General features: G+C 39.3%; 15 protein-coding genes. 11 read left to right on the forward strand and 4 right to left on the reverse strand.

The window, feature by feature from the left end; translation table 11 throughout:
* Positions 1 to 63 precede the first annotated feature (63 nt).
* Complete coding sequence (mnmC, locus tag ACJJVZ_RS08025; protein ID WP_405599629.1) at positions 64 to 2073, reverse strand: bifunctional tRNA (5-methylaminomethyl-2-thiouridine)(34)-methyltransferase MnmD/FAD-dependent 5-carboxymethylaminomethyl-2-thiouridine(34) oxidoreductase MnmC; 2010 nt, start codon at positions 2071 to 2073, stop codon at positions 64 to 66.
* Between the two features lie 178 nt (positions 2074 to 2251).
* On the opposite strand from mnmC, the gene fabB reads away from it, so the two are divergent.
* The 10 genes from fabB to purF all read left to right on the forward strand — a co-directional run bounded on the left by fabB (position 2252) and on the right by purF (position 16612).
* A complete protein-coding gene (gene fabB, locus ACJJVZ_RS08030) occupies positions 2252 to 3463 on the forward strand; it encodes a beta-ketoacyl-ACP synthase I (protein ID WP_405599631.1) in 1212 nt (403 codons plus the stop codon).
* A 109-nt stretch (positions 3464 to 3572) separates the two neighbouring features.
* Positions 3573 to 4694 carry a 4-phosphoerythronate dehydrogenase gene (locus ACJJVZ_RS08035; protein ID WP_405599633.1) on the forward strand — a complete coding sequence of 374 codons (1122 nt, stop codon included), beginning with the start codon at positions 3573 to 3575 and terminating at the stop codon, positions 4692 to 4694.
* A 47-nt stretch (positions 4695 to 4741) separates the two neighbouring features.
* Positions 4742 to 5758 (forward strand): aspartate-semialdehyde dehydrogenase, encoded by a 1017-nt coding sequence (locus ACJJVZ_RS08040; RefSeq protein ID WP_077537381.1) that lies wholly within the window; start codon positions 4742 to 4744, stop codon positions 5756 to 5758.
* A gap of 344 nt (positions 5759 to 6102) precedes the next feature.
* Positions 6103 to 10407 carry a FimV/HubP family polar landmark protein gene (locus ACJJVZ_RS08045; protein WP_405599636.1) on the forward strand — a complete coding sequence of 1435 codons (4305 nt, stop codon included), beginning with the start codon at positions 6103 to 6105 and terminating at the stop codon, positions 10405 to 10407.
* Positions 10408 to 10631: 224 nt separating this feature from the next.
* Positions 10632 to 11426: a tRNA pseudouridine(38-40) synthase TruA gene (gene truA / locus ACJJVZ_RS08050; protein ID WP_405599638.1), complete on the forward strand. Its 795-nt coding sequence runs from the start codon at positions 10632 to 10634 to the stop codon at positions 11424 to 11426.
* Positions 11427 to 11581: 155 nt separating this feature from the next.
* A complete protein-coding gene (gene accD, locus ACJJVZ_RS08055) occupies positions 11582 to 12457 on the forward strand; it encodes an acetyl-CoA carboxylase, carboxyltransferase subunit beta (protein WP_077537383.1) in 876 nt (291 codons plus the stop codon).
* A 25-nt stretch (positions 12458 to 12482) separates the two neighbouring features.
* Positions 12483 to 13748: a bifunctional tetrahydrofolate synthase/dihydrofolate synthase gene (gene folC, locus ACJJVZ_RS08060; RefSeq protein WP_405599641.1), complete on the forward strand. Its 1266-nt coding sequence runs from the start codon at positions 12483 to 12485 to the stop codon at positions 13746 to 13748.
* 11 nt (positions 13749 to 13759) lie between these two features.
* Positions 13760 to 14377 carry an SPOR domain-containing protein gene (locus tag ACJJVZ_RS08065; RefSeq protein WP_138583909.1) on the forward strand — a complete coding sequence of 206 codons (618 nt, stop codon included), beginning with the start codon at positions 13760 to 13762 and terminating at the stop codon, positions 14375 to 14377.
* A gap of 195 nt (positions 14378 to 14572) precedes the next feature.
* Positions 14573 to 15067 (forward strand): CvpA family protein, encoded by a 495-nt coding sequence (locus tag ACJJVZ_RS08070; RefSeq protein ID WP_077537386.1) that lies wholly within the window; start codon positions 14573 to 14575, stop codon positions 15065 to 15067.
* An 18-nt stretch (positions 15068 to 15085) separates the two neighbouring features.
* Positions 15086 to 16612, forward strand: a complete 1527-nt coding sequence (gene purF, locus ACJJVZ_RS08075; protein WP_077537387.1) for an amidophosphoribosyltransferase — start codon at positions 15086 to 15088, stop codon at positions 16610 to 16612.
* A 281-nt stretch (positions 16613 to 16893) separates the two neighbouring features.
* On the opposite strand, the gene ACJJVZ_RS08080 is transcribed toward purF, so the two are convergent.
* Entirely contained in the window at positions 16894 to 17493 is a 600-nt protein-coding gene (locus ACJJVZ_RS08080; protein WP_077537388.1) for a Yip1 family protein, read from the reverse strand.
* A 203-nt stretch (positions 17494 to 17696) separates the two neighbouring features.
* Between ACJJVZ_RS08080 and miaE the strand changes: the two genes are divergently transcribed.
* Complete coding sequence (miaE, locus tag ACJJVZ_RS08085; protein WP_193155955.1) at positions 17697 to 18458, forward strand: tRNA isopentenyl-2-thiomethyl-A-37 hydroxylase MiaE; 762 nt, start codon at positions 17697 to 17699, stop codon at positions 18456 to 18458.
* 2 nt (positions 18459 to 18460) lie between these two features.
* On the opposite strand, the gene ACJJVZ_RS08090 is transcribed toward miaE, so the two are convergent.
* Together ACJJVZ_RS08090 and ACJJVZ_RS08095 are read right to left on the reverse strand one after the other, a co-directional pair.
* Positions 18461 to 19246, reverse strand: coding sequence for a transporter substrate-binding domain-containing protein (locus tag ACJJVZ_RS08090; protein WP_405599647.1), 786 nt, complete (start codon positions 19244 to 19246; stop codon positions 18461 to 18463).
* A 54-nt stretch (positions 19247 to 19300) separates the two neighbouring features.
* Positions 19301 to 20038 carry a UDP-2,3-diacylglucosamine diphosphatase gene (locus tag ACJJVZ_RS08095; protein ID WP_405599650.1) on the reverse strand — a complete coding sequence of 246 codons (738 nt, stop codon included), beginning with the start codon at positions 20036 to 20038 and terminating at the stop codon, positions 19301 to 19303.
* Positions 20039 to 20079 lie beyond the last annotated feature (41 nt).

Raw genomic sequence — 20079 nt, forward strand, 5'->3', positions numbered from 1 at the left:
CATCATATAAACCTGTAAAAATAGTATAACGCGCAAGCGGGTATTGTTGTTTGCATACAATAATTAAATTTTATTACGAATTAAATCACGTACTATAAACCGAGCTGGATGAATTGCCTGGCTGACACGTTCGCTTAATGGGCGAGGCTCATTATTTAAGCAACTGATAAGATGTTCGGCACTTAACGGTGCGCTGCATAAAGCACGTGCCCCAAACCCTGTAAAAATATGCAAACCCTGCTGTGGCTTTTTTAGTGGTTCATATTGATAACGTTTGCCCAAGCGTAAATTAGCAAAAGCCTGTGTGTAATCGTTTTGCTCGCACCATTGCCCTGCCATTGGTAGGTGGTCGATAAATGTGCAGCGTACGGCAGCTTTAGCTGAGGTGATATTACCGAGTGTTGTTGCAAATTCACTTTGCTTATAAAAATTAAGAAGTTGCTCTTGATTTAATTGGTTGTCATGGGCTGTAACTTGACGGCTTTTCGTGTTTTTTTCAAATGTGGCCCCCATACAGTGATGCTCTAAATAAGCAGGGGTAAAATAGCCTTTATGGCATAGCACTGTTTTAAGTTTGTCTGACTGTTCACTGGCCTGAACGTGCGAAACTTGACCTCGTACGCCTACAATTGGCAATGCCTTTGTTTGCTCAAATGCATCACTGTGTTCACCAGCACAAATAATGACATCGCTAAAGGGGCCTAGTTGTTCTGTATTAGTTAATAAAAACCAGCCATCCTCGGTTTTTTTAAGCTGTTTAATATCGCAGTTAAATGTACTTTTAAATGGCGTTAAGCTATTTGCTGCATTTAGCATGGCATTGACCAGTTGAGGGGGATTTACCCAGCCACCTTGTTCAAAAAACACGCCTGAATAACCTGTCGTTACACCGGCTATTTCATCACCTTGCTCTGGGGTTACATTGCGCATTAGCTGGGTTGGCCACAGTTGCTTTTGTGCTAAATTCTGATGCTTATCGGCGAGAGGTTGTTTGACAGCATGCTGTAGTACGCCACACCAATCATGATCAAAACTAAAACCATTAGTGAGTAATTCGCTATATAGGCGCTTTGCGTATAAAAAGCTATGTGCAAATAACTCACTGTGAGGTGAGTTTTTAGCTTGTAAATGAGGATAAATAGCACCTTGTACATTGTGCGATGCACCCATTGCGGGTTGTTCATCTTGGCAATATAACTGGCTTGCTATACCGCGTTTAGCCAAACTATATAAAATGCAGCTACTGGCAATACCACCGCCAATAACAGCTACATTTTTTAACGTGCTACTATCTTGATTAAAATAAGCAGGGGCTGATTGAGTGTTTTTAACATGCTCAAGTTGGCCAATAAGCATATCCCTTTTTTGACCAAACCCGTTGGTTTTTGTAGTGTTGAAACCGGCTTCAATTAAACCTCGACGAACAAAGCCAGCAGCAGTAAATGTTGATAAAGTTGCATTCGCTCTTGAAATATTAGCCATCGAGTCAAATAAATTTTGTTGCCACATATCAGGGTTTTTACTTGGCGCAAAGCCATCTAAATACCAAGCATCAACAATGCCCGTTTGCGGAAAACTCATTGCACTTATTGACTCAAGCGCATCACCAAAATATAAATCGAGTATTACACGGCCTTCTTCAAACTCTAGCCTATGACATCCTGCTAAATTAATAGGGTAGCGTTTTATTAATTGATCGCTAAATGAGCTTAGCGAAGGCCATGCTTTTAATGCTTGGTTTAGATCATTTATTTGCAAAGGGTATTTTTCAAATGAAATAAAGTGCAAGCGTTTAACATCTTTATCTAATTGATTTTGAACTTGTTGGCGTGCAAGATGGTCAGTAAAGCGTTGCCATGTATTTAGAAAGTTTAAGCCTGTACCAAAACCGGTTTCGGCTATAACAAAATGTGGTTGGTCATGATTTTGTAATCGTGCATCTATATTATTTTTCTCATAAAACACATAATGTGATTCAGCCAAACCATCGTCATTAGAAAAATAAATATCACTGAAGTCATTAGCGAAAGGTGTGCCTAAATCATTAAAGTGTATATGTGCGTTTTTAATCATGAGTTTAAATTTATAGAGTCTATTTTTTAATTATTTTACGGGTTTTCTTTGAAATAGTCTGGCGTTATTTATAAGCTAGCGGTTCAGAGTACAAGTGTACGCTAGAAAGCTGACCACTTAGATGACTAAATTCGCGTAAAATAGAATGCAATTGAGTATTAAGCTAAGGGAATTACCCATGAGAAGAGCTGTAATTACAGGTATCGGTGTTGTATCAAGTATCGGTAACAATAAAGAAGAAGTACTAGAATCGTTAAAAGCAGGTAAGAGCGGTATCGCTTTTAACCAAGAATTTGCCGATTATAAGTTGCGCAGTAACGTATCGGGCAAAATTGATATTGACGTTAAAGAACATGTTGACCGTAAAGCAATGCGCTTTATGGGCGATGCTGCTGCTTACTCTTATATTTCGATGACGCAAGCAATTGAAGATTCAGGTTTATCTGACGAGCAAGTATCGAACGAACGCACGGGTATTATTGTTGGCTCTGGCGGCGGCTCGTCTAAATGGCAAGTAGAAGCGGCTGATATTTTACGCGAAAAAGGCGTAAAACGTGTAGGGCCTTATATGGTGCCACGCACTATGGCAAGTACGACATCTGCTTGTTTAGCAACACCATTTAAAATTAAAGGTGTTAACTATTCGATTAGTTCTGCATGTGCTACTTCTGCGCATTGCATTGGTAATGCAGTAGAGCAAATTCAGCTTGGTAAGCAAGACGTGGTATTTGCTGGTGGCGGTGAAGAGTTGCATTGGACACTGGCAATGGAATTTGACGCTATGGGCGCACTTTCTACTAAGTACAATGAAACACCCGAAAAAGCTTCTCGCACATATGATGCAAATCGCGATGGTTTTGTTATCTCTGGCGGCGGCGGTATTGTTGTTGTTGAAGAACTAGAACATGCACTTGCACGTGGCGCGCACATTTACGCTGAAATTGTTGGCTACGGTGCAACATCAGATGGCTACGACATGGTGGCTCCATCAGGTGAAGGTGCTGCACGTTGTATGCGCCAAGCTATGCAAAATGTAGATAGTATTGATTACTTAAATACGCACGGCACATCTACTCCTGTTGGTGATGTTAAAGAGCTAGGTGCAATTCAAGAAGTGTTTGGTGGTAAGTCGCCAATGATCAGTGCAACAAAAGCAATGACGGGGCACGCCCTTGGTGCTGCTGGTGTTCATGAAGCCATCTTCTCTTTATTGATGTTAGAGCACAGCTTTGTTGCGCCTTCCATTAATATTGATGAGTTAGACGAGCAAGCAGCGGGGTTAGATATTATTACTGAACGTCGTGACGTTGAGCTAAATACTGTAATGTCTAATAGCTTTGGCTTTGGTGGTACAAACGCCACTTTAGTAATGAGCAAATATAAAGGTTAATTAGTTTTTACTAAATACCTTGAAGCCGAGCATTGCTCGGCTTTTTAGTTTGTGTAACGCCTAGGTTGTTCGTTACAATGGAGGCCACAAAAGCTAAACGGATGCAGTAATGAAAATTCTTGCCGATCAAAATATGCCTTTAGTTGAGCAGTACTTTGCAGACTTTGGTGAGGTTGAGCGTTTTGATGGTCGTAAATTGATCCCTGAACAGCTCGTAGATGTAGATGTATTACTTACTCGTTCAGTGACTCGTGTTAATCATGAACTATTAGCACAGGCAAATAAATTAAGCTTTGTGGGCACTGCTACAATTGGCATTGACCATATTGATACGCAATTACTGAATAATAAAAATATTGCTTTTAGCAGTGCGCCTGGTTGTAATGCTGTTGCTGTAGCAGAGTATGTCATTAGCAGTTTATTTGCTCTAAGCCAAGAGAATGCGCGCCCATTAAGCGGCCAAACTATTGGTATAGTGGGTGTAGGTAATATCGGCGGCTGTTTAGCGCAAAAATTAAAAGCATTAAATGTAGACGTAATTTTGTGCGATCCAATCAAGTACGAGCAAGGTCTATTAGAAAACCACGTAACGCTTGATGAGCTGTTAGCGCAATCAGATATTGTAACTTTTCATGTTCCGCTAGTTAAAAGTGGCGAACATAAAACACTGCATATGATGAATAAAGCCCGCTTAAAAGCACTTAAACCAGGGCTTACGCTAATTAATGCAAGCCGAGGCGATGTAATTGATAATCAAGCATTACTTGAGATAATGCAAGTTGGGGCTGATCTAGATTTAGTGCTTGATGTGTGGGAAAAAGAACCCAATATTTTAACTGAATTACTAGAGCATGTTCGTTATGCCAGTGTGCATATTGCAGGGCATACGCTGGAAGGAAAAGCACGAGGTACACAAATGCTGTATCAAAAATTGTGTGAACTCAAAAGCGTAGAGGCAAGTAAATCGCTTGATGACTTTTTACCCTTGCCAGTTATTACGAGCGCAACGATTACGCAACATTTTAATGAGCAAGACATTGCCCGTTTGGTGCACTTAATTTATGACGTTCGTCGTGATGATGGAATCTTACTGCGTCATTTAGAAAATGATGGTTTTGATAGTTTACGTAAAAATTACCCAGTAAGACGAGAGTTTAGTACTTTATCGCTACAAGGTGAGAGCCCACAACTTGCTGCACTTAGCCAACTTGGTTTTACCATAGCTAAATAATTATTAACTAACGGTGTTATTTTAATATCGTTTATAGAGGAAGAAATATGTCGCAAAAATATAACGTTGCCGTACTTGGCGCTACTGGTTTAGTAGGCCGTCAAATCATTGAAACGCTAGCGGATCGTAAGTTTCCAGTTGATCAGCTTTTTTTACTTGCTAGCAGCCGCAGCGCGGGTGAAGACATAAAGTTTCGTGGTGAGACCATTGAAGTACTTGACGTTGAAGGCTTTGATTTTAGCCAAGCGCATATAGGTTTGTTTTCTGCAGGTGGCAGTGTATCTGAAAAGTATGCACCGATTGCTGCTGATGCGGGGTGTATTGTAATAGATAATACATCGCACTTTAGAAATGATTTTGAAATCCCATTAGTAGTGCCAGAGGTTAACGCTTCAAGCCTAGCTGATTTTAGAAATCGCAATATTATTGCGAACCCTAACTGCTCAACGATTCAAATGATGTTAGCACTAAAACCAATCTATGATGCATACGGAATTGACCGCATTAATGTATCTACTTACCAGGCTGTATCAGGCGCAGGTAAAGAAGCGGTTGACGAACTTGCAAAGCAAACAGCAAATTTAATGAATGCACGCCCTATGGATAATAAAGTATTTCCAAAGCAAATAGCATTTAACGTGATACCTCAAATTGATAGCTTTGAAGAGAACGGCTATACACGTGAAGAAATGAAAATGGTGAACGAAACTCATAAAATTTTGGGTGACACAACTATTGCCATTAATCCTACGTGCGTACGTGTTCCTGTATTTTTTGGACATTCTGAATCAATTAATATTGAAACACGCATGCCTTACGACTTTGAGCACGTTAAGCAGTTATTAAAAGATGCGCCAGGTGTTGAGCTAATCGATGATGAAGGTGATTACCCAACAGCTGTTTCTGACGCTAGTGGTAACGATACTGTTTATATAGGCCGATTACGCGCTGATATTTCTCATCCTCATGGGTTGAACATGTGGGTTGTAAGTGATAACACGCGTAAAGGCGCTGCAACTAACAGTGTACAGATCGCTGAAGAACTTATTGCCAATTACTTATAATTTTTGAGTAAGCAAATTAAGCGGTAAACCACAGTTGTTTGCCGCTTTTAACACATCAAACCCGCCACTTTTTTGCCACTTGTGCTGTTAAACATATAAAGCTACTGATAAACCTCAATAAATTTATACTACAATGATGTTTTTAGACATTTATTTTCAATGTGTTGCGATGGATATTACGCCTCAACTGGTTTATAGTTTGTAATTGGAATAGAGCTTGCAGCAAAAATAGATTGTAATAACAAATATGAGTCAGTTATTTGGCTGATAGCAGCAAGAATAATCAATGTTTATGCGCCAACTTTTTTGGTACAACGTTAACATTTAAACATTAAAGGATCAGCATGCGCGGTTTAGCTACACTTATTTTATTAGCGTCTGCATTGATAGTAACGCCTATTTACTCTCAAGACAGTACCCAGTTGAAGGGGCCTAAAGGCGTTGACTATGGTGCGCAAGAGCGATCTATTGGGCCAATTAAACCAACGGATACTCTTTGGCGTATAGCAGCTAAAGTTCGTCCTGATAACTCTGTCAGTATCTATCAAGTGATGCAGGCTCTGTATAACAAAAACCCCAACTCATTCTTAGAACAAAACCTAAACCACATGCAAAGTGGTGCTTACCTAAAAATCCCCACATTAGCTGAAATTAGAAATGTAAACACACAACTAGCTAAGCAGCGCTCTGAGCAAGACGATGCGTTATGGGAGAAAAAGAAAAATGGCACGCTTACGCAAACAGAAATTAACTCAGCACAAACTAAGGTAACTCAAGCCCGAAAAGTTGATGTAGATGATGCAAAAAAAGAATTACAAAAAGAAATAAAAGAGATTAAAACAGAGCAGGCAACTAAATTAGTTGAACTACAACAACAGTTTAAAAGTTCTGTAAGTAATGTAGAAGAAATTCTCGTTGAAAATAATAATCTAAAAAAACAGCTAACGGGCATCTCTAAAGAACTTGAAAGTGTTCGCCTACAGTTAGGGCAAGACAGTGAGATTCAATTACAACTCAAAGAATTAATAGCTAAACAAAATGAAGTACTGGCTCAGCAGAAGTTAAACGAAGTTGTTCCAGAAACCGAAGCTGACACTGGAACATTATTATCTAACCCGCTTGTACTTGGTTTATTAATGTTTATTCCAGGCCTACTCGTTATTTTTGCTGTGGTTATGTTTTTGCGAAAAAGAGCCAATAACGAGGCCGATACAGAATCAGATGATGACTTTTTACCACAATCACCAAGCTATAGCAGTAATGATAACTTAGACACTGATACAGATAATGAGTCGGAAGTGCCTGATCCACTCGATGATTTAAGTGTTCAGCTAGATGATAGCTTAGAGAATGAGCTTTTATCTGATGAAGATACCGCATTTGATGATTCATTAGATGATAATTTAGATGATTTTACAGATCAGGATAGCCTACTTGATCAAGGTGACCTTGAAAGTTTATTAAGTGATGACATTGTTTTTGATGATGAAAATACAGGGGATGATGAACTTGATATTTTCATGCAACAAGGTTTTGACAGCCCATCGGATGACAGCTTAGAAGAAGACATTGATTTAGATTTAGCTTCACAACCATCTAATAATGACGATATTTTAAGTAGTGATGAGCTAGATAGCTTATTTGACGAGGATGTAAGCTCATCTGAATTTGATGCACAGCCAAGTGGGATAGAAGACGATGATAGTTTAGATTCTCATGATGAAATAGCAGCATTTAGTGAAGAGCTTGCCGGTGATGATGACTTTGATATTGATGATTTATTAGAACAGACAAATGTGGGCTCTGAAGCTGCAACTGATTCGGTTGTGAAAGAAAATGACGACTTTGATTTAGACGATATCGATAGCTTAATTGATGAAGCGACGGATGAAAATGACGTTGATGATGCATTAACCAGTTCAGCCGATACGCTAATCGAAGAAAATGACGACTTTGATATAGACGATATCGATAGTTTAATTGATGAAGCGACGGATGAAAATGACGTTGATGATGCATCAACCAGTACAGCTGATACGCTAGTAGAAGAAAACGACGACTTTGATATAGACGATATCGATAGTTTAATTGATGAAGCGACGGATGAAAATGACGTTGATGATGCATCAACCAGTACAGCTGATACGCTAGTAGAAGAAAACGACGATTTTGATATAGACGATATCGACAGTTTAATTGATGAAGCGACGGATGAAAATGACGTTGATGATACATCAACCATTACAGCTGATACGCTAGTAGAAGAAAACGACGATTTTGATATAGACGATATCGATAGTTTAATAGAGCCGCCGATTGAGGAAGTTGCGCTTGTTGAAGAGCCAGAGCTTGCAGAAGAAGCCGCGCTTGTTGAAGAGCCAGAGTCTGCAGAAGAAGCCGCGCTTGTTGAAGAGCCAGAGTCTGCAGAAGAAGCCGCGCTTGTTGAAGAGCCTGAGCTTACAGAAGAAGTCGCGCTTGTTGAAGAGCCAGAGCTTGCAGAAGAAGCCGCGCTTGTTGAAGAGCCAGAGCTTGCAGAAGAAGCCGCGCTTGTTGAAGAGCCAGAGTCTGCAGAAGAAGCCGCGCTTGTTGAAGAGCCTGAGCCTGAAGAAGAGGCTGCACTTGCTGAAGAGCCAGAGCTTGCAGAAGAGCCAGAGCTTGCAGAAGAGCCAGAGCTTGAAGAAGAAGTCGCGCTTGTTGAAGAGCCAGAGCTTGCAGAAGAAGCCGCGCTTGTTGAAGAGCCAGAGCTTGCAGAAGAAGCCGCGCCTGTTGAAGAACCAGAGCCTGAAGAAGAAGCTGCGCTTGTTGAAGAGCCAGAGCTTGCAGAAGGAACCGCGCTTCTTGAAGAGTCTGAGCTTACAGAAGAAACCGCGCTTGTTGAAGAGCCTGAGCCTGAAGAAGAAAATGCACTTGTTAAAGAACTTGAGCCAGTAGAAGAACAAGATGATTTTTCGGACACCTCTGAAACATTGCTCGATCCTGAAGATGCACTAGAAGAGTATAACGATAGTGAATTAAAGAGTGTTGATGAACTTTTAAATGAGTTGCAACAAGTTGAAGACGAAAGCTATGTTGAAACCCCAGAGTGGTCAACAGAAGATCTAGATGATGAAATAGAAGAAGTGGAGGTTGATTTAGGAGATGACCCATTAGCCGATGAGGCTGAGCCAGAGCCTTCACTTGAAGATGAAATTTTAGATACTAGTAACAGCGAAGAGCTTGTTGAATCCTCGGAACAGGAGCTTGATGATACTCCACTTTTAGAAGCAGATAACCAGCTTCCTTCACATTCTGATGAATTAGAAAGCGATAACTTAGAAGATGATGTAAAAGATATATCGCCAAGTCAGACAGAACAAGATCTAGCTAACGCACTCTCAGCAGGAAGTGACTTAGATAATTTAGATGACGATTTTGATGATGAACTTCTAATTGATAACGACTTTGCTGAACTTGATAATGAATTAGAGGGTGCTGAAGAAACTCAACCTCTAGATCTTAACGACTCGCAAAAAACAGCGCTAGATGAGCAAACATCCGCCACCGCTGAACCGTTGCAAGAAGACGATTTAGATGACGATGAGTTAGCAAATACACCGCCTACCACATTAGATGAAGAGCTACCTGAAAATGTAGACGCCGATACAAAAGATGTATCGGTAAGTCAAACAGAGCAAGATTTGGCCAATGCGCTTGCTGAAGGAAGTGATTTAGATGATGATTTGCTAATCGATGATGAATTGGCTGAGCAGGGTAGTGAATTAGAAAATGAGTTAGGCGATGACGATGAGTTAGTAAATGCACCGCCTACTTCATTAGATGAAGAGTTACCTGAAAATGTAGACGCCGATACAAAAGGTGTATCGGTAAGTCAAACAGAGCAAGACTTGGCCAATGCGCTTGCTGCAGAAAGTAGTTTAGATAGCTTAGAAGATGATTTTGACGACGAACTGTTACTCGATAATGACTTTACAGATCTGGATGCGGAATTAGAAAATCCAGATATCGCTGAACCAACAGCTTCAGAGTACTTAGATGAAGAGTTGTCTGATGAATTAGTTAATGAACAAACTAACGTGGATCGCGAAGCTGAAATAACTCAAGCGAAACAACTCGGCAGTGGTGATATTGCTTCTGATGATGAACTTGATGACGAGTTTATGGCTGAGTTGACTAATACTGATTTTGATTCATTGCTTAATGAATTAGCAGAGCCTGAAGAATTAAGTATTGATGATAGCAGTGAGTTTGATTTTGATAGCTTGCTCAAAGAAGATCTAGGGGTTGATGAACCATTAATTATTGAAGAGCCTCAAGTTGAAAGTAGTGATGTTGAGCAACTAGGTAGCGATGAATTTGTAGATATTGATTCATTGTTAGAGGAAAGTGATGATGCAGAACTTGAACACGAACCTTATAATGACGTTAATATGGATGTGGGGTTAGGTGAATTTGATGCGTTACTGGCTGGTGAAAATCCGACTGACGTAGATGCTGAAAGTGGTGGTTACTCAGCTAAACTAGATTTGGCACGCGCCTATATCGAAATCGATGACTCTGACTCTGCGCTAAAAGTAATTGAAGATGTTATCAACAAAGGCCCTGAAGAAGTTCAAGAAGAAGCGCTTAGCTTAAAAGCCAAATTGAAATAAAATAACAACAAATACGTTTAAACCCATAATTAGCTTAGCTAATTATGGGTTTTTTTATAGGTATTGATTGGGTTTCAGCACAATTATGCCAACCGGTATAAATATTTGAACAATTTAACGAATTAAACAAGCCCCATACATAAGCAGGCTGGTATTACTTTTATTGCATCGTTAGATAGCATAAAATGCCTCGTTCATTAGCACAGTAGGGTAAAACGGTAATTATGCGAGTAGCACTTGGGGTTGAATACAATGGCGTACGCTACAGTGGTTGGCAACGCCAATCACATGTAAATAGTGTACAACAAGAAGTAGAAAAAGCGTTGTCGCGTATTTGCAATCACCCTGTTGAAGTAATATGTGCGGGGCGCACCGATGCAGGCGTTCACGGTACAGGCCAAGTAATACATTTTGACACTGAGGCCGACCGTGACATGGTGGCATTTACTTTAGGCATGAATACGTTAATGCCTAAAGATATTGCAATTCGTTTTGCGCAGCCAGTGGCGGAAGATTTTCATGCTCGCTTTAGCGCCACGGCTCGTCGTTATCGTTATATTATTTACAACTCGCCTCTGCGTGGAGCTGTATTAAATGAGGGCGTTACACACTTTCATCATCACTTAGATGAAGTGAAAATGCAGCAGGCATGCCAGTATCTAGTTGGTAAGCACGATTTTACTTCTTTTAGGGCTATTCATTGCCAAGCAAATACGCCTACTCGAACAATTCATCACTTATCGGTGCAACGTATTGAAAACTATGTTGTTATTGATATTAAAGCGAATGCATTTTTACATCATATGGTCCGTAATATAACGGGTAGTCTTATGGACATTGGTTTACATAAACAGCAACCTATTTGGTTAAAAGAGTTACTTGATTGTAAAGAGCGTGCAAAGGCCAGCGCGACAGCTAAAGCCGCTGGTTTATATTTGGTTGACGTTGATTACCCTGAGCAATTTAAAGTTCCTAAGATGCCATTAGGACCATTGTTTTTACCTGATATTGGTATTTAATTTTGGGTATTACTAGTACTTTTTATGCGCATTTCTAACTACTAAGACCAGTTTTTTATACCGTGTTAATGAAATTCATGTTTTAATTGAAAAAATTCGTCTACTAATCGCTATTGGTAGACTCGCGACACAGAACAGTATTAAGAGAGTTGCAAATGAGTTGGCTAGAAAAAATCTTACCTAAAACGACAAAGTCATCAGGTCGTAAAGAAATCCCAGAAGGTGTATGGGCGAAGTGTACATCGTGTGATTCAATTTTATATAAAGCTGAATTAGAAAAGTCATTAAACGTATGTCCTAAGTGTGACCACCACATGCGTGTTAGTGGCCGTAAGCGCCTAGAGCACTTTTTAGATGAAGGTGATCGTCAAGAGCTTGGTACACAACATGAGCCTAAAGACATTCTTAAATTTAAAGATTCTAAAAAGTACTCTGACCGCATCAGCGCAGCCCAAAAAGCAAGTGGTGAAAAAGATGCACTTGTAGCTATTAAGGGCCGATTAAAAGGTATTCCGGTTGCAGCTGTCGCATTTGAGTTCTCATTTATGGGTGGCTCAATGGCTTCGGTTGTTGGCGCTCGTTTTGTTGATGCTGTTGATCAATGTTTAGAACATAATATGCCGCTTATTTGTTTTTCTGCATCAGGTGGTGCACGTATGCAAGAGGCGCTTATGTCGCTTATGCAAATGGCTAAAACAAGTGCTGCACTTGCAAAAATGACTGAAAAAGGTCTACCGTTTATTTCAGTAATGACCGATCCGACCATGGGTGGTGTATCTGCATCACTTGCTATGCTGGGTGATATTAACGTTGCTGAACCTAAAGCGTTAATTGGTTTTGCGGGTCCTCGTGTTATTGAACAAACTGTTCGTGAAACACTACCAGAGGGCTTTCAACGTAGTGAATTTTTGCTTGAGCACGGTGCAATTGACATGATTATTGACCGTCGTGAAATGCGTGATACCCTTGCCCGCATACTAGCTAAATTTATGAACTTGCCTTCTACGGAACAAGAGCATAGAGTAGCGTAAATTTCAGCTTTACTGATTACACGCTATGACAAAAACAATTCCTAGCCAATCATCAAGCCTTGATGATTGGCTTTTTTATTTAGAAAGTGTTCACCCTGCAAACATTGCAATGGGCTTAGAACGTGTTGCTAATGTTGCCAACAACATTGGCCTTTTAAACACCTCAAGTAAAATTATTCTTATTGCGGGTACGAATGGTAAGGGCACCACAGCACGTTGCTTAGAGTCGCTATTGCTAGCGCAAGGCTTTAGCGTGGGCACTTATGCATCTCCTCATCTAATTCGTTATAACGAGCGTGTACGAGTTAACGGTGAGGAGTTAGCTGACCAGTTTCATATTGATGCTTTTCATCAGTTAGAGCAAGGTCGTAAAGACACACCACTTACTTATTTTGAATATAGCACGTTGGGTGCGTTGGCTATTTTTAAAGGCTGTCGCGTTGATTATGTATTATTAGAAGTGGGTTTAGGGGGGCGTTTTGATGCTACAAACATTGTAACCCCCTATGCAAGTGTAATTACTACCATTGACTTAGACCATAAAGAATACTTAGGTGATACGCGTGAATTAGTTGCTTACGATAAAGCCGGTATTTTTCGAGAGCATACCCCTGCTATTATCGGTGACTTAAATATTCCTCACACGATGACTGATTATGGTAAAGAAATTAATGCTGAGATGACGTTATCGGGCACAGACTTTATGTTTAAAGAGAGTGCTGATAGTTTTAATTGGCAGTACAAACAGTATAACCTTGAACTGAATAAACCAGCAATCCCTTGTCAGAATGCGGCTACGGCGTTAACTGTTTTAAGTGTTTTAAATTTATTGCCAAGTGAGCAGGTAATAAGAGATTGCTTGGCAAATTTAGTGGTAGAAGGGCGATTTCAGCAGCTAAGCGCTGAGCCTTTAGTATTTACTGATGTTGCACACAATCCAGAATCTGCACGTTATCTGGCTAATAAGTTATTAAAGTTTAAAGATAAAGGCTTTAAAATTCATGCTTTAGCCGCTATGCTTGCGGATAAAGATAAAGCAGGTGTGCTTAAAGAAGTAAGCCATTTAGTAGATGAGTGGTCACTAGCAAGCTTAAGTGGTCCGCGAGGCGATACTGCCAGTAATTTACAAAATGCATTACAAAGTGTACCTCATAATAATACTATTCATAGCTATAATAGCGTGGCAAAAGCACTTGCTATAATTTTACCAAAGCAAAAAATCGACACTGTTTTGATTGTTTTTGGTTCATTTTTTACAGTGGCTGACGCTATTAATTATTTTAAAAAATAGAGGGAATGTCGGTGAACTCAAGTTTTATTAATCGCTTAGTCGGGACAAGTATTGTCGTGATCGCAGCAATCGTGTTTATTCCCAATATACTCGACGGCGAAAAAGTTCATTATAAAGAAGCTTTTAAAGCTATTCCTAATAACCCTGAGTTAAAAACAATCGATCTTCAAAATTCAATAGATGAAAGCATGGCGGATGCCGAGCCACTTAAACAAAATGAAATTGAAGACATAAAAGCCGACGATGAAGCTCTTGAGCAGCAAACTCAATTGACAGAAAGCGACTATGCTTCTCAGCCTAAGGTTATTGAAGCCGTAATAGAGCCTAAAGCCCAAGCAAATGCAGAGCCAATTAGGGCTCGAAAAAGTGACGAAAACCTCACAAGTATGGCTTATGTTGTGCAATTGGGCAGTTTTTCTCATGCAGCCAATGTAAAAGCACTACAAGCTAAGCTTAAAGAAAAAGGCTTTAAAACGTTCACTAAACCAGTTAAAACACCAAATGGTACATTAACGAAAGTGTTTGTAGGGCCGTCACTTGATAAAAATGAGTTACAAAAACAATTACCTGAACTTAAAGTGCTGACAAAGTTAAATGGTAAAGTAACTCGCTACGAAGTGACAAAATAATTATTTAAATAGCCTTGTTTAGCAAGGCTATTTAAATTTAATTCATTATATTTTTACTGTAATTAACAATATTTATTTTGACATTATATGTTAAATTTTTGTATTCAATTACCGCCAGTTATCTCCCGTTTAAACTTGCATATTGGCAATGTTTGGGTATAGAATGCGCCCCAAATTAGCGACTAATTGGTTCTTATGATCTGGGTTGATTACGCCATTCTTGGCATTATTGCACTGTCTACCATCATCGGTTTAATACGCGGCTTTGTTAAAGAAGCAATGTCATTAGCTGTATGGGCTGGCGCCTTTATCATCTCTAGTTTATTTTACCAATATTTAGCTTCCTTCCTAACAACCATTTCTGAACCCCTTTTAAGAAATGCGGCGGCCATAGCCATATTATTCTTTGCGACGCTACTGTTAGGCGGTTTACTAAACTACATTTTAGGTGAGCTTGTACAGCGTACCGGTTTATCGGGTACCGACCGTGTCTTTGGCATAGTGTTTGGTGCTCTTCGAGGCGTGTTGGTCGTGAGCGCGTTACTCTTCTTTCTTGATGCTTTTACTGGTGCACCTAATACGCATTGGTGGGGCAATTCTATTTTGATTCCAGAATTTGGCTTTGTAGTTGAATGGTTCTTTTCGTACCTAGAAAACAACTCGAGCTTTTTAAATTCAGTAAACCGTTAATCGGCGAGGATAAATTACATGTGTGGTATCGTTGGAATAGTCGGAACATCCCCTGTTAATCAGGCGATTTATGATGGCTTAACTGTTTTGCAGCACCGTGGCCAAGACGCTGCGGGTATTATTACCATTGAGAACAACACGTTTAGCTTACGCAAAGCAAATGGTCTTGTGAAGGATGCTTTTCACACCCGTCATATGAAACGACTACAAGGTACAATTGGTTTAGGCCATGTGCGTTATCCTACGGCAGGCTCTTCTAGTTCATCTGAAGCACAGCCTTTTTATGTGAACTCTCCATTTGGTATAGCACTTGCCCATAATGGTAATCTTACTAATGCTGAGGCTTTAAAAGAGCAGCTATTTTCAGAAGCACGTCGTCATGTAAATACGACATCTGATTCAGAAATTTTACTTAATGTACTTGCTCATGAATTAAGTAAGTCAGATAAGCTAAAGTTAGACCCTGAAGATATTTTTACAGCGGTGAGTGAAGTTAATAACAAAGTCAGTGGTGGTTATGCAACTATTGCGATGATCATTGGCCATGGTATTGTTGCTTTTCGCGACCCTAATGGTATTCGTCCACTTGTATTTGGTAAGCGTGAAACGCAACAAGGCACTGAATATATGTTTGCCTCAGAGAGTGTCGCACTAAAACCAGATGGTTTTGAGTTTATTCGCGATGTTGCGCCTGGTGAAGCTATTTACGTCACTGAGACTGGTGAATTTCATTCATTAAGCTGTGCTGATAAAGCATCTTACTCACCATGTATTTTTGAATTTGTTTACTTTGCACGACCTGACTCAACTATCGACCGTATGTCGGTTTACGCAACACGCGTAAATATGGGCACAAAATTAGGCGAAAAAATTGCACGGGAATGGGCTGATAAAGACATTGATGTAGTTATTCCAATTCCAGAAACGTCATGTGATGTAGCATTAGAAATCGCACGAGTGCTTGATTTACCATACCGCCAAGGCTTTGTTAAAAACCGTTATATTGGTCGTACGTTTATTATGCCAGGCCAAGAGATGCGAAAAAAATCAGTACGTCAAAAGCTAAATGCAATTGACCGTGAATTTAAAGGCAAAAATGTGCTATTGGTTGATGACTCAATTGTTCGTGGTACAACATCAGCACAAATAGTTGAAATGGCCCGAGAGTCAGGTGCTAAAAACGTTTACTTTGCATCTGCTGCACCGGAAATACGTTTCCCTAACGTATATGGCATTGATATGCCTTCAGCAGCTGAGCTGATTGCTCACGGGCGTGAGGTCGAAGATATTAACGTAAGCATCGGTTCTGATGGTTTAATCTTTCAATCGCTACCCGATTTAATTGCAGCGGTTAGCCAAGAAAATCCTGAAATTACTAAGTTTGAAACATCAGTGTTTGATGGGCAATATATTACTGGCGATATTGATCAAGACTATCTAAATCGTATTGATAAACTACGTAACGATTCAGCTAAAAGCACCCGCGAAAGTGCAATGTCTTCAGGGTTAGAAATTCATAACCAAGACGAAAACGAAGCTGATTAATAATTAATAATTAATAAATATTATACCAATTGCATTAAATAAGTGACCTATTATAGCGTTAAAGAAATAGCACAATAACAAGGCAAAAATTGTGACATATAGTTGTTCTATATGAATGATTTTTAACGCAGTTAGTGAGTTATTTAATGCGATAGAATGATCATGTTTTTGATTAAATTGGTATTATTACATATAAAAAAAGGAGCTAATTAGCTCCTTTTTTGCGAAGGAAAGAAAGGGAACATTTCTAACAAACACGACTCTTTATTAGGTAAACTTTATTAAGTAAACATAGGGCTAACAATCCCATTTGTCCAAAGCATCGCTGTTACAGCTAAAATAATAACAAGTAATATTAATCCACACGTTACCACTGAGCTGGCATAAATAAAGCCACGCTCTTCAGGGATGTGCATTAGTATTGGCACGCCTGTGTATAATAAATAAACAGAATAAGCTAACGCCACAATACCGATACATACGACAAACCAAAGCACAGGCCAAAATGCAGAAAGTGCAGACATAAACACAGGTGTTGCAGTATAAGCAGCTAGTTCTAGCGTTTGTGTAAACGTTGGTTTAGCACCGAAAGTAACCGCCATCCAATGGGCTAAATAAGCAAGGGCGAATACGCCAATTATCAGTGCAACATACATCGCACTTGCTATTAATATTGCGCTATCATGTGTTAGAAATACAGGGTTGCCAGTGCCTATGCTCCAGCCTAAATAAACAGATGAGTAGTAGCCCATTATTGAAGGAAATAAAGCGATTAACAAAATGTGCGATAAACTATAGGTCAAACTTTCGTGGCGGTTATCAATTGTTTGCCATTCTTCGAGTGGGTGAGCATAAATGCCCCAGAGGTGATTTAGTATCATAGTGTGTACTCCATACAGGGAACGTATTATTGTTTTGGTTGGTTTATTTTTATACAGTCTATGTACAGTTATGGTTCACTTATTTTGCAAAGTCAAGTTAACTCGTTATTAACAATTTAATGTGCAAACATGTTTTGTTATTTTTAGCCATTTTTCTGTTAAAATAGTGGCCTATCAACCTATTTAAGTAACGAGTAGCCAACGTGCCCCATAGCCAACTTTTAGAGCCTATTAATGAATTTTTATTGTGTAACACGCCTGACGAGTGGGTTGAGCAAGCAATAAAAAAAGAAAACTTATCAATAATCTTAATTGATCATTTAATATGCGAATTAAAAGCCGCTCAAAGCGCTATGTTTTTAATACGTAAATACGCGGTAGATAAAGAGGGGAGCGACGCATTGCTAGAGTGGCTAAAGCCATTTGAAACGCTTATTTATAAACGAGAAGGGAATTGGCGCGATTTAGCGGCTAAAAATAAGCTAACTAAATCAATAATTCCTAAATCGAGTTCACCATACGGGCAAGGTCTAATCGATAAAATGGTTCTATTGATAAAAGAAGAGCTGCATCATTTTTATCAAGTGCTCGAAATTATGGATGAATACGGTATTGAGTATCGAAGTATTACACCGTGTCGTTACGCAAAAGGCATGCTCCGCCATGTTAAAACGTTTGAGCCTGATGCGTTGGTTGATAAGCTAATAGTAGGCGCTTACATTGAAGCGCGTTCGTGTGAGCGTTTTGCAAAGCTTGCGCCGCACGTTGATAAGCGTTTAGGTGATTTTTATATTTCGTTACTTCGCTCTGAAGCGCGTCATTACCAAGATTATTTAACGTTGGCGCAAGAAATAGCTGATTTTGATATTACCGAACGCGTAAACTTCTTTGGTGAAAAAGAAAAAGAGCTAATTTCTACACCCGACACTGATTTTAAGTTTCACAGCGGTGTGCCAATAGCGTAAAGCTAATTTTCTTTTAAAAAATTAATATATTTAGTTATTTTTTCATTGCTGAAATGATGTTTTTTCATGATTTTGGCAATTTCTCCATTTTTAATCAGTATATTAATTCCTCCATTAAATTTGTATAAGCGTTCTTTTGCTTGGTAGCTTGATTGAGAAACGATTAGATACAATTTATGCACAGCAAGATCTGGCGATAAATATTCTATTTTATTTTTACCTAAAGCGATTTCTTTATTGTGCTCAAGCCAATATTTTCCAACTTCTTTAGTACCCGCGACTAAATCAATGCGCCCTTGCTGAAGTAAATACAAGCTTGTAGGTAGGCTTTTAGTGGACGTTATTGCCAACTCAGTATTGCTAGCGAATTCTTGGCTTACAAAGGCACTATCTTCCTTTCCTATACTGTAGGGCTGTAGTGATTGAATAGAACCATCGTAATTAACAGTACTTTGTTTTCGTTTAAAAATCCCCGAGTGAGCGACGGCAAGTGGGCGGGAGTAGTAAAAGATTTCATTTCTTTTTACGGAATAAAAAGCACCTAAGATAGCTGTTTTTCTCTTTTTTTCTAATAGCTTGAGGGCGCGATCCCATGTGGTGAATTCAATCTCACTATTAATACCTTGTGTTTTGAGAGCGGCTTTAGTTACGTCATATAACCAGCCATTTTCGGGAAGGTTTTCGCTAAAATAGGGAGGGTAGTTTTCAGTGACAATCTGCCATGCCTGCTCGCTAAAAACTTTTGTCGGCATGGATATAACTGCGATGAAAATTAATAGCTTTATCATTAAAGTGACTACTATTATTAAATTGTGTAAATAAATAATAGTCAGAATTTTAATTTATGCGAAAGGCGTGTTAATTAATTCTTGTGAGTGTGGGGTAACGACTAAATAAGAGCCTTGTGTATACCAATCACCCAGTACAGTGCGAGTAAGTGTTTGTTTATTAACTTTGTACATATGAACGTTGGGGCGATGAGTATGACCATGAATCATGTTTGTTACATTATGATTGGCAAAAGTGCTAAGCACAGCATCATCTACAACATCTAAAATTTCAATAGGTTTATCAGCTTGGCTTAGTTTACTTTTTTCACGGGCGTTACGCGCTATTTTTTTACGATACCAAAGCGGCATTGCAAGCATTAGTTTTGGCCACCACCAACCTCTGCTTTTTTTTCGAAAATTTTGATATTCGGTATCTTGAGTACACATTTCATCGCCATGTAAAATGACTGTAGGGGTATTGTATAAATCAATGACTGTTTGTTCAGCAAGTAATGTCATCCCTGCCATGTCTGCGTATTGCTTACGCATAATGAAGTCACGATTACCATGAATGAAATACACGGGAGTACCACTATCACTGACTGCTTTAAGGTGCTTTGCCACATCGCCACTTAGTGCTGTGATGTAGTCATCCCCGACCCAAACTTCAAAAAAATCACCTAAAATATACAGTGCATCTACTTCTTTATTAAGTATGTGCGTATTTAAAAAATCAAAAAACGCAGCGCTTATATCTGGGCGGTTTTCGCTTAGGTGTAAATCTGCAATAAAGTATGTCTTACGAGTCATAGGGAAGTCTTTTCGATATAAATAAAGCGGGCGTATGAATA

The sequence above is a fragment of the Pseudoalteromonas sp. Ld19 genome (assembly GCF_045064135.1).
GTDB lineage: Bacteria > Pseudomonadota > Gammaproteobacteria > Enterobacterales > Alteromonadaceae > Pseudoalteromonas > Pseudoalteromonas aliena.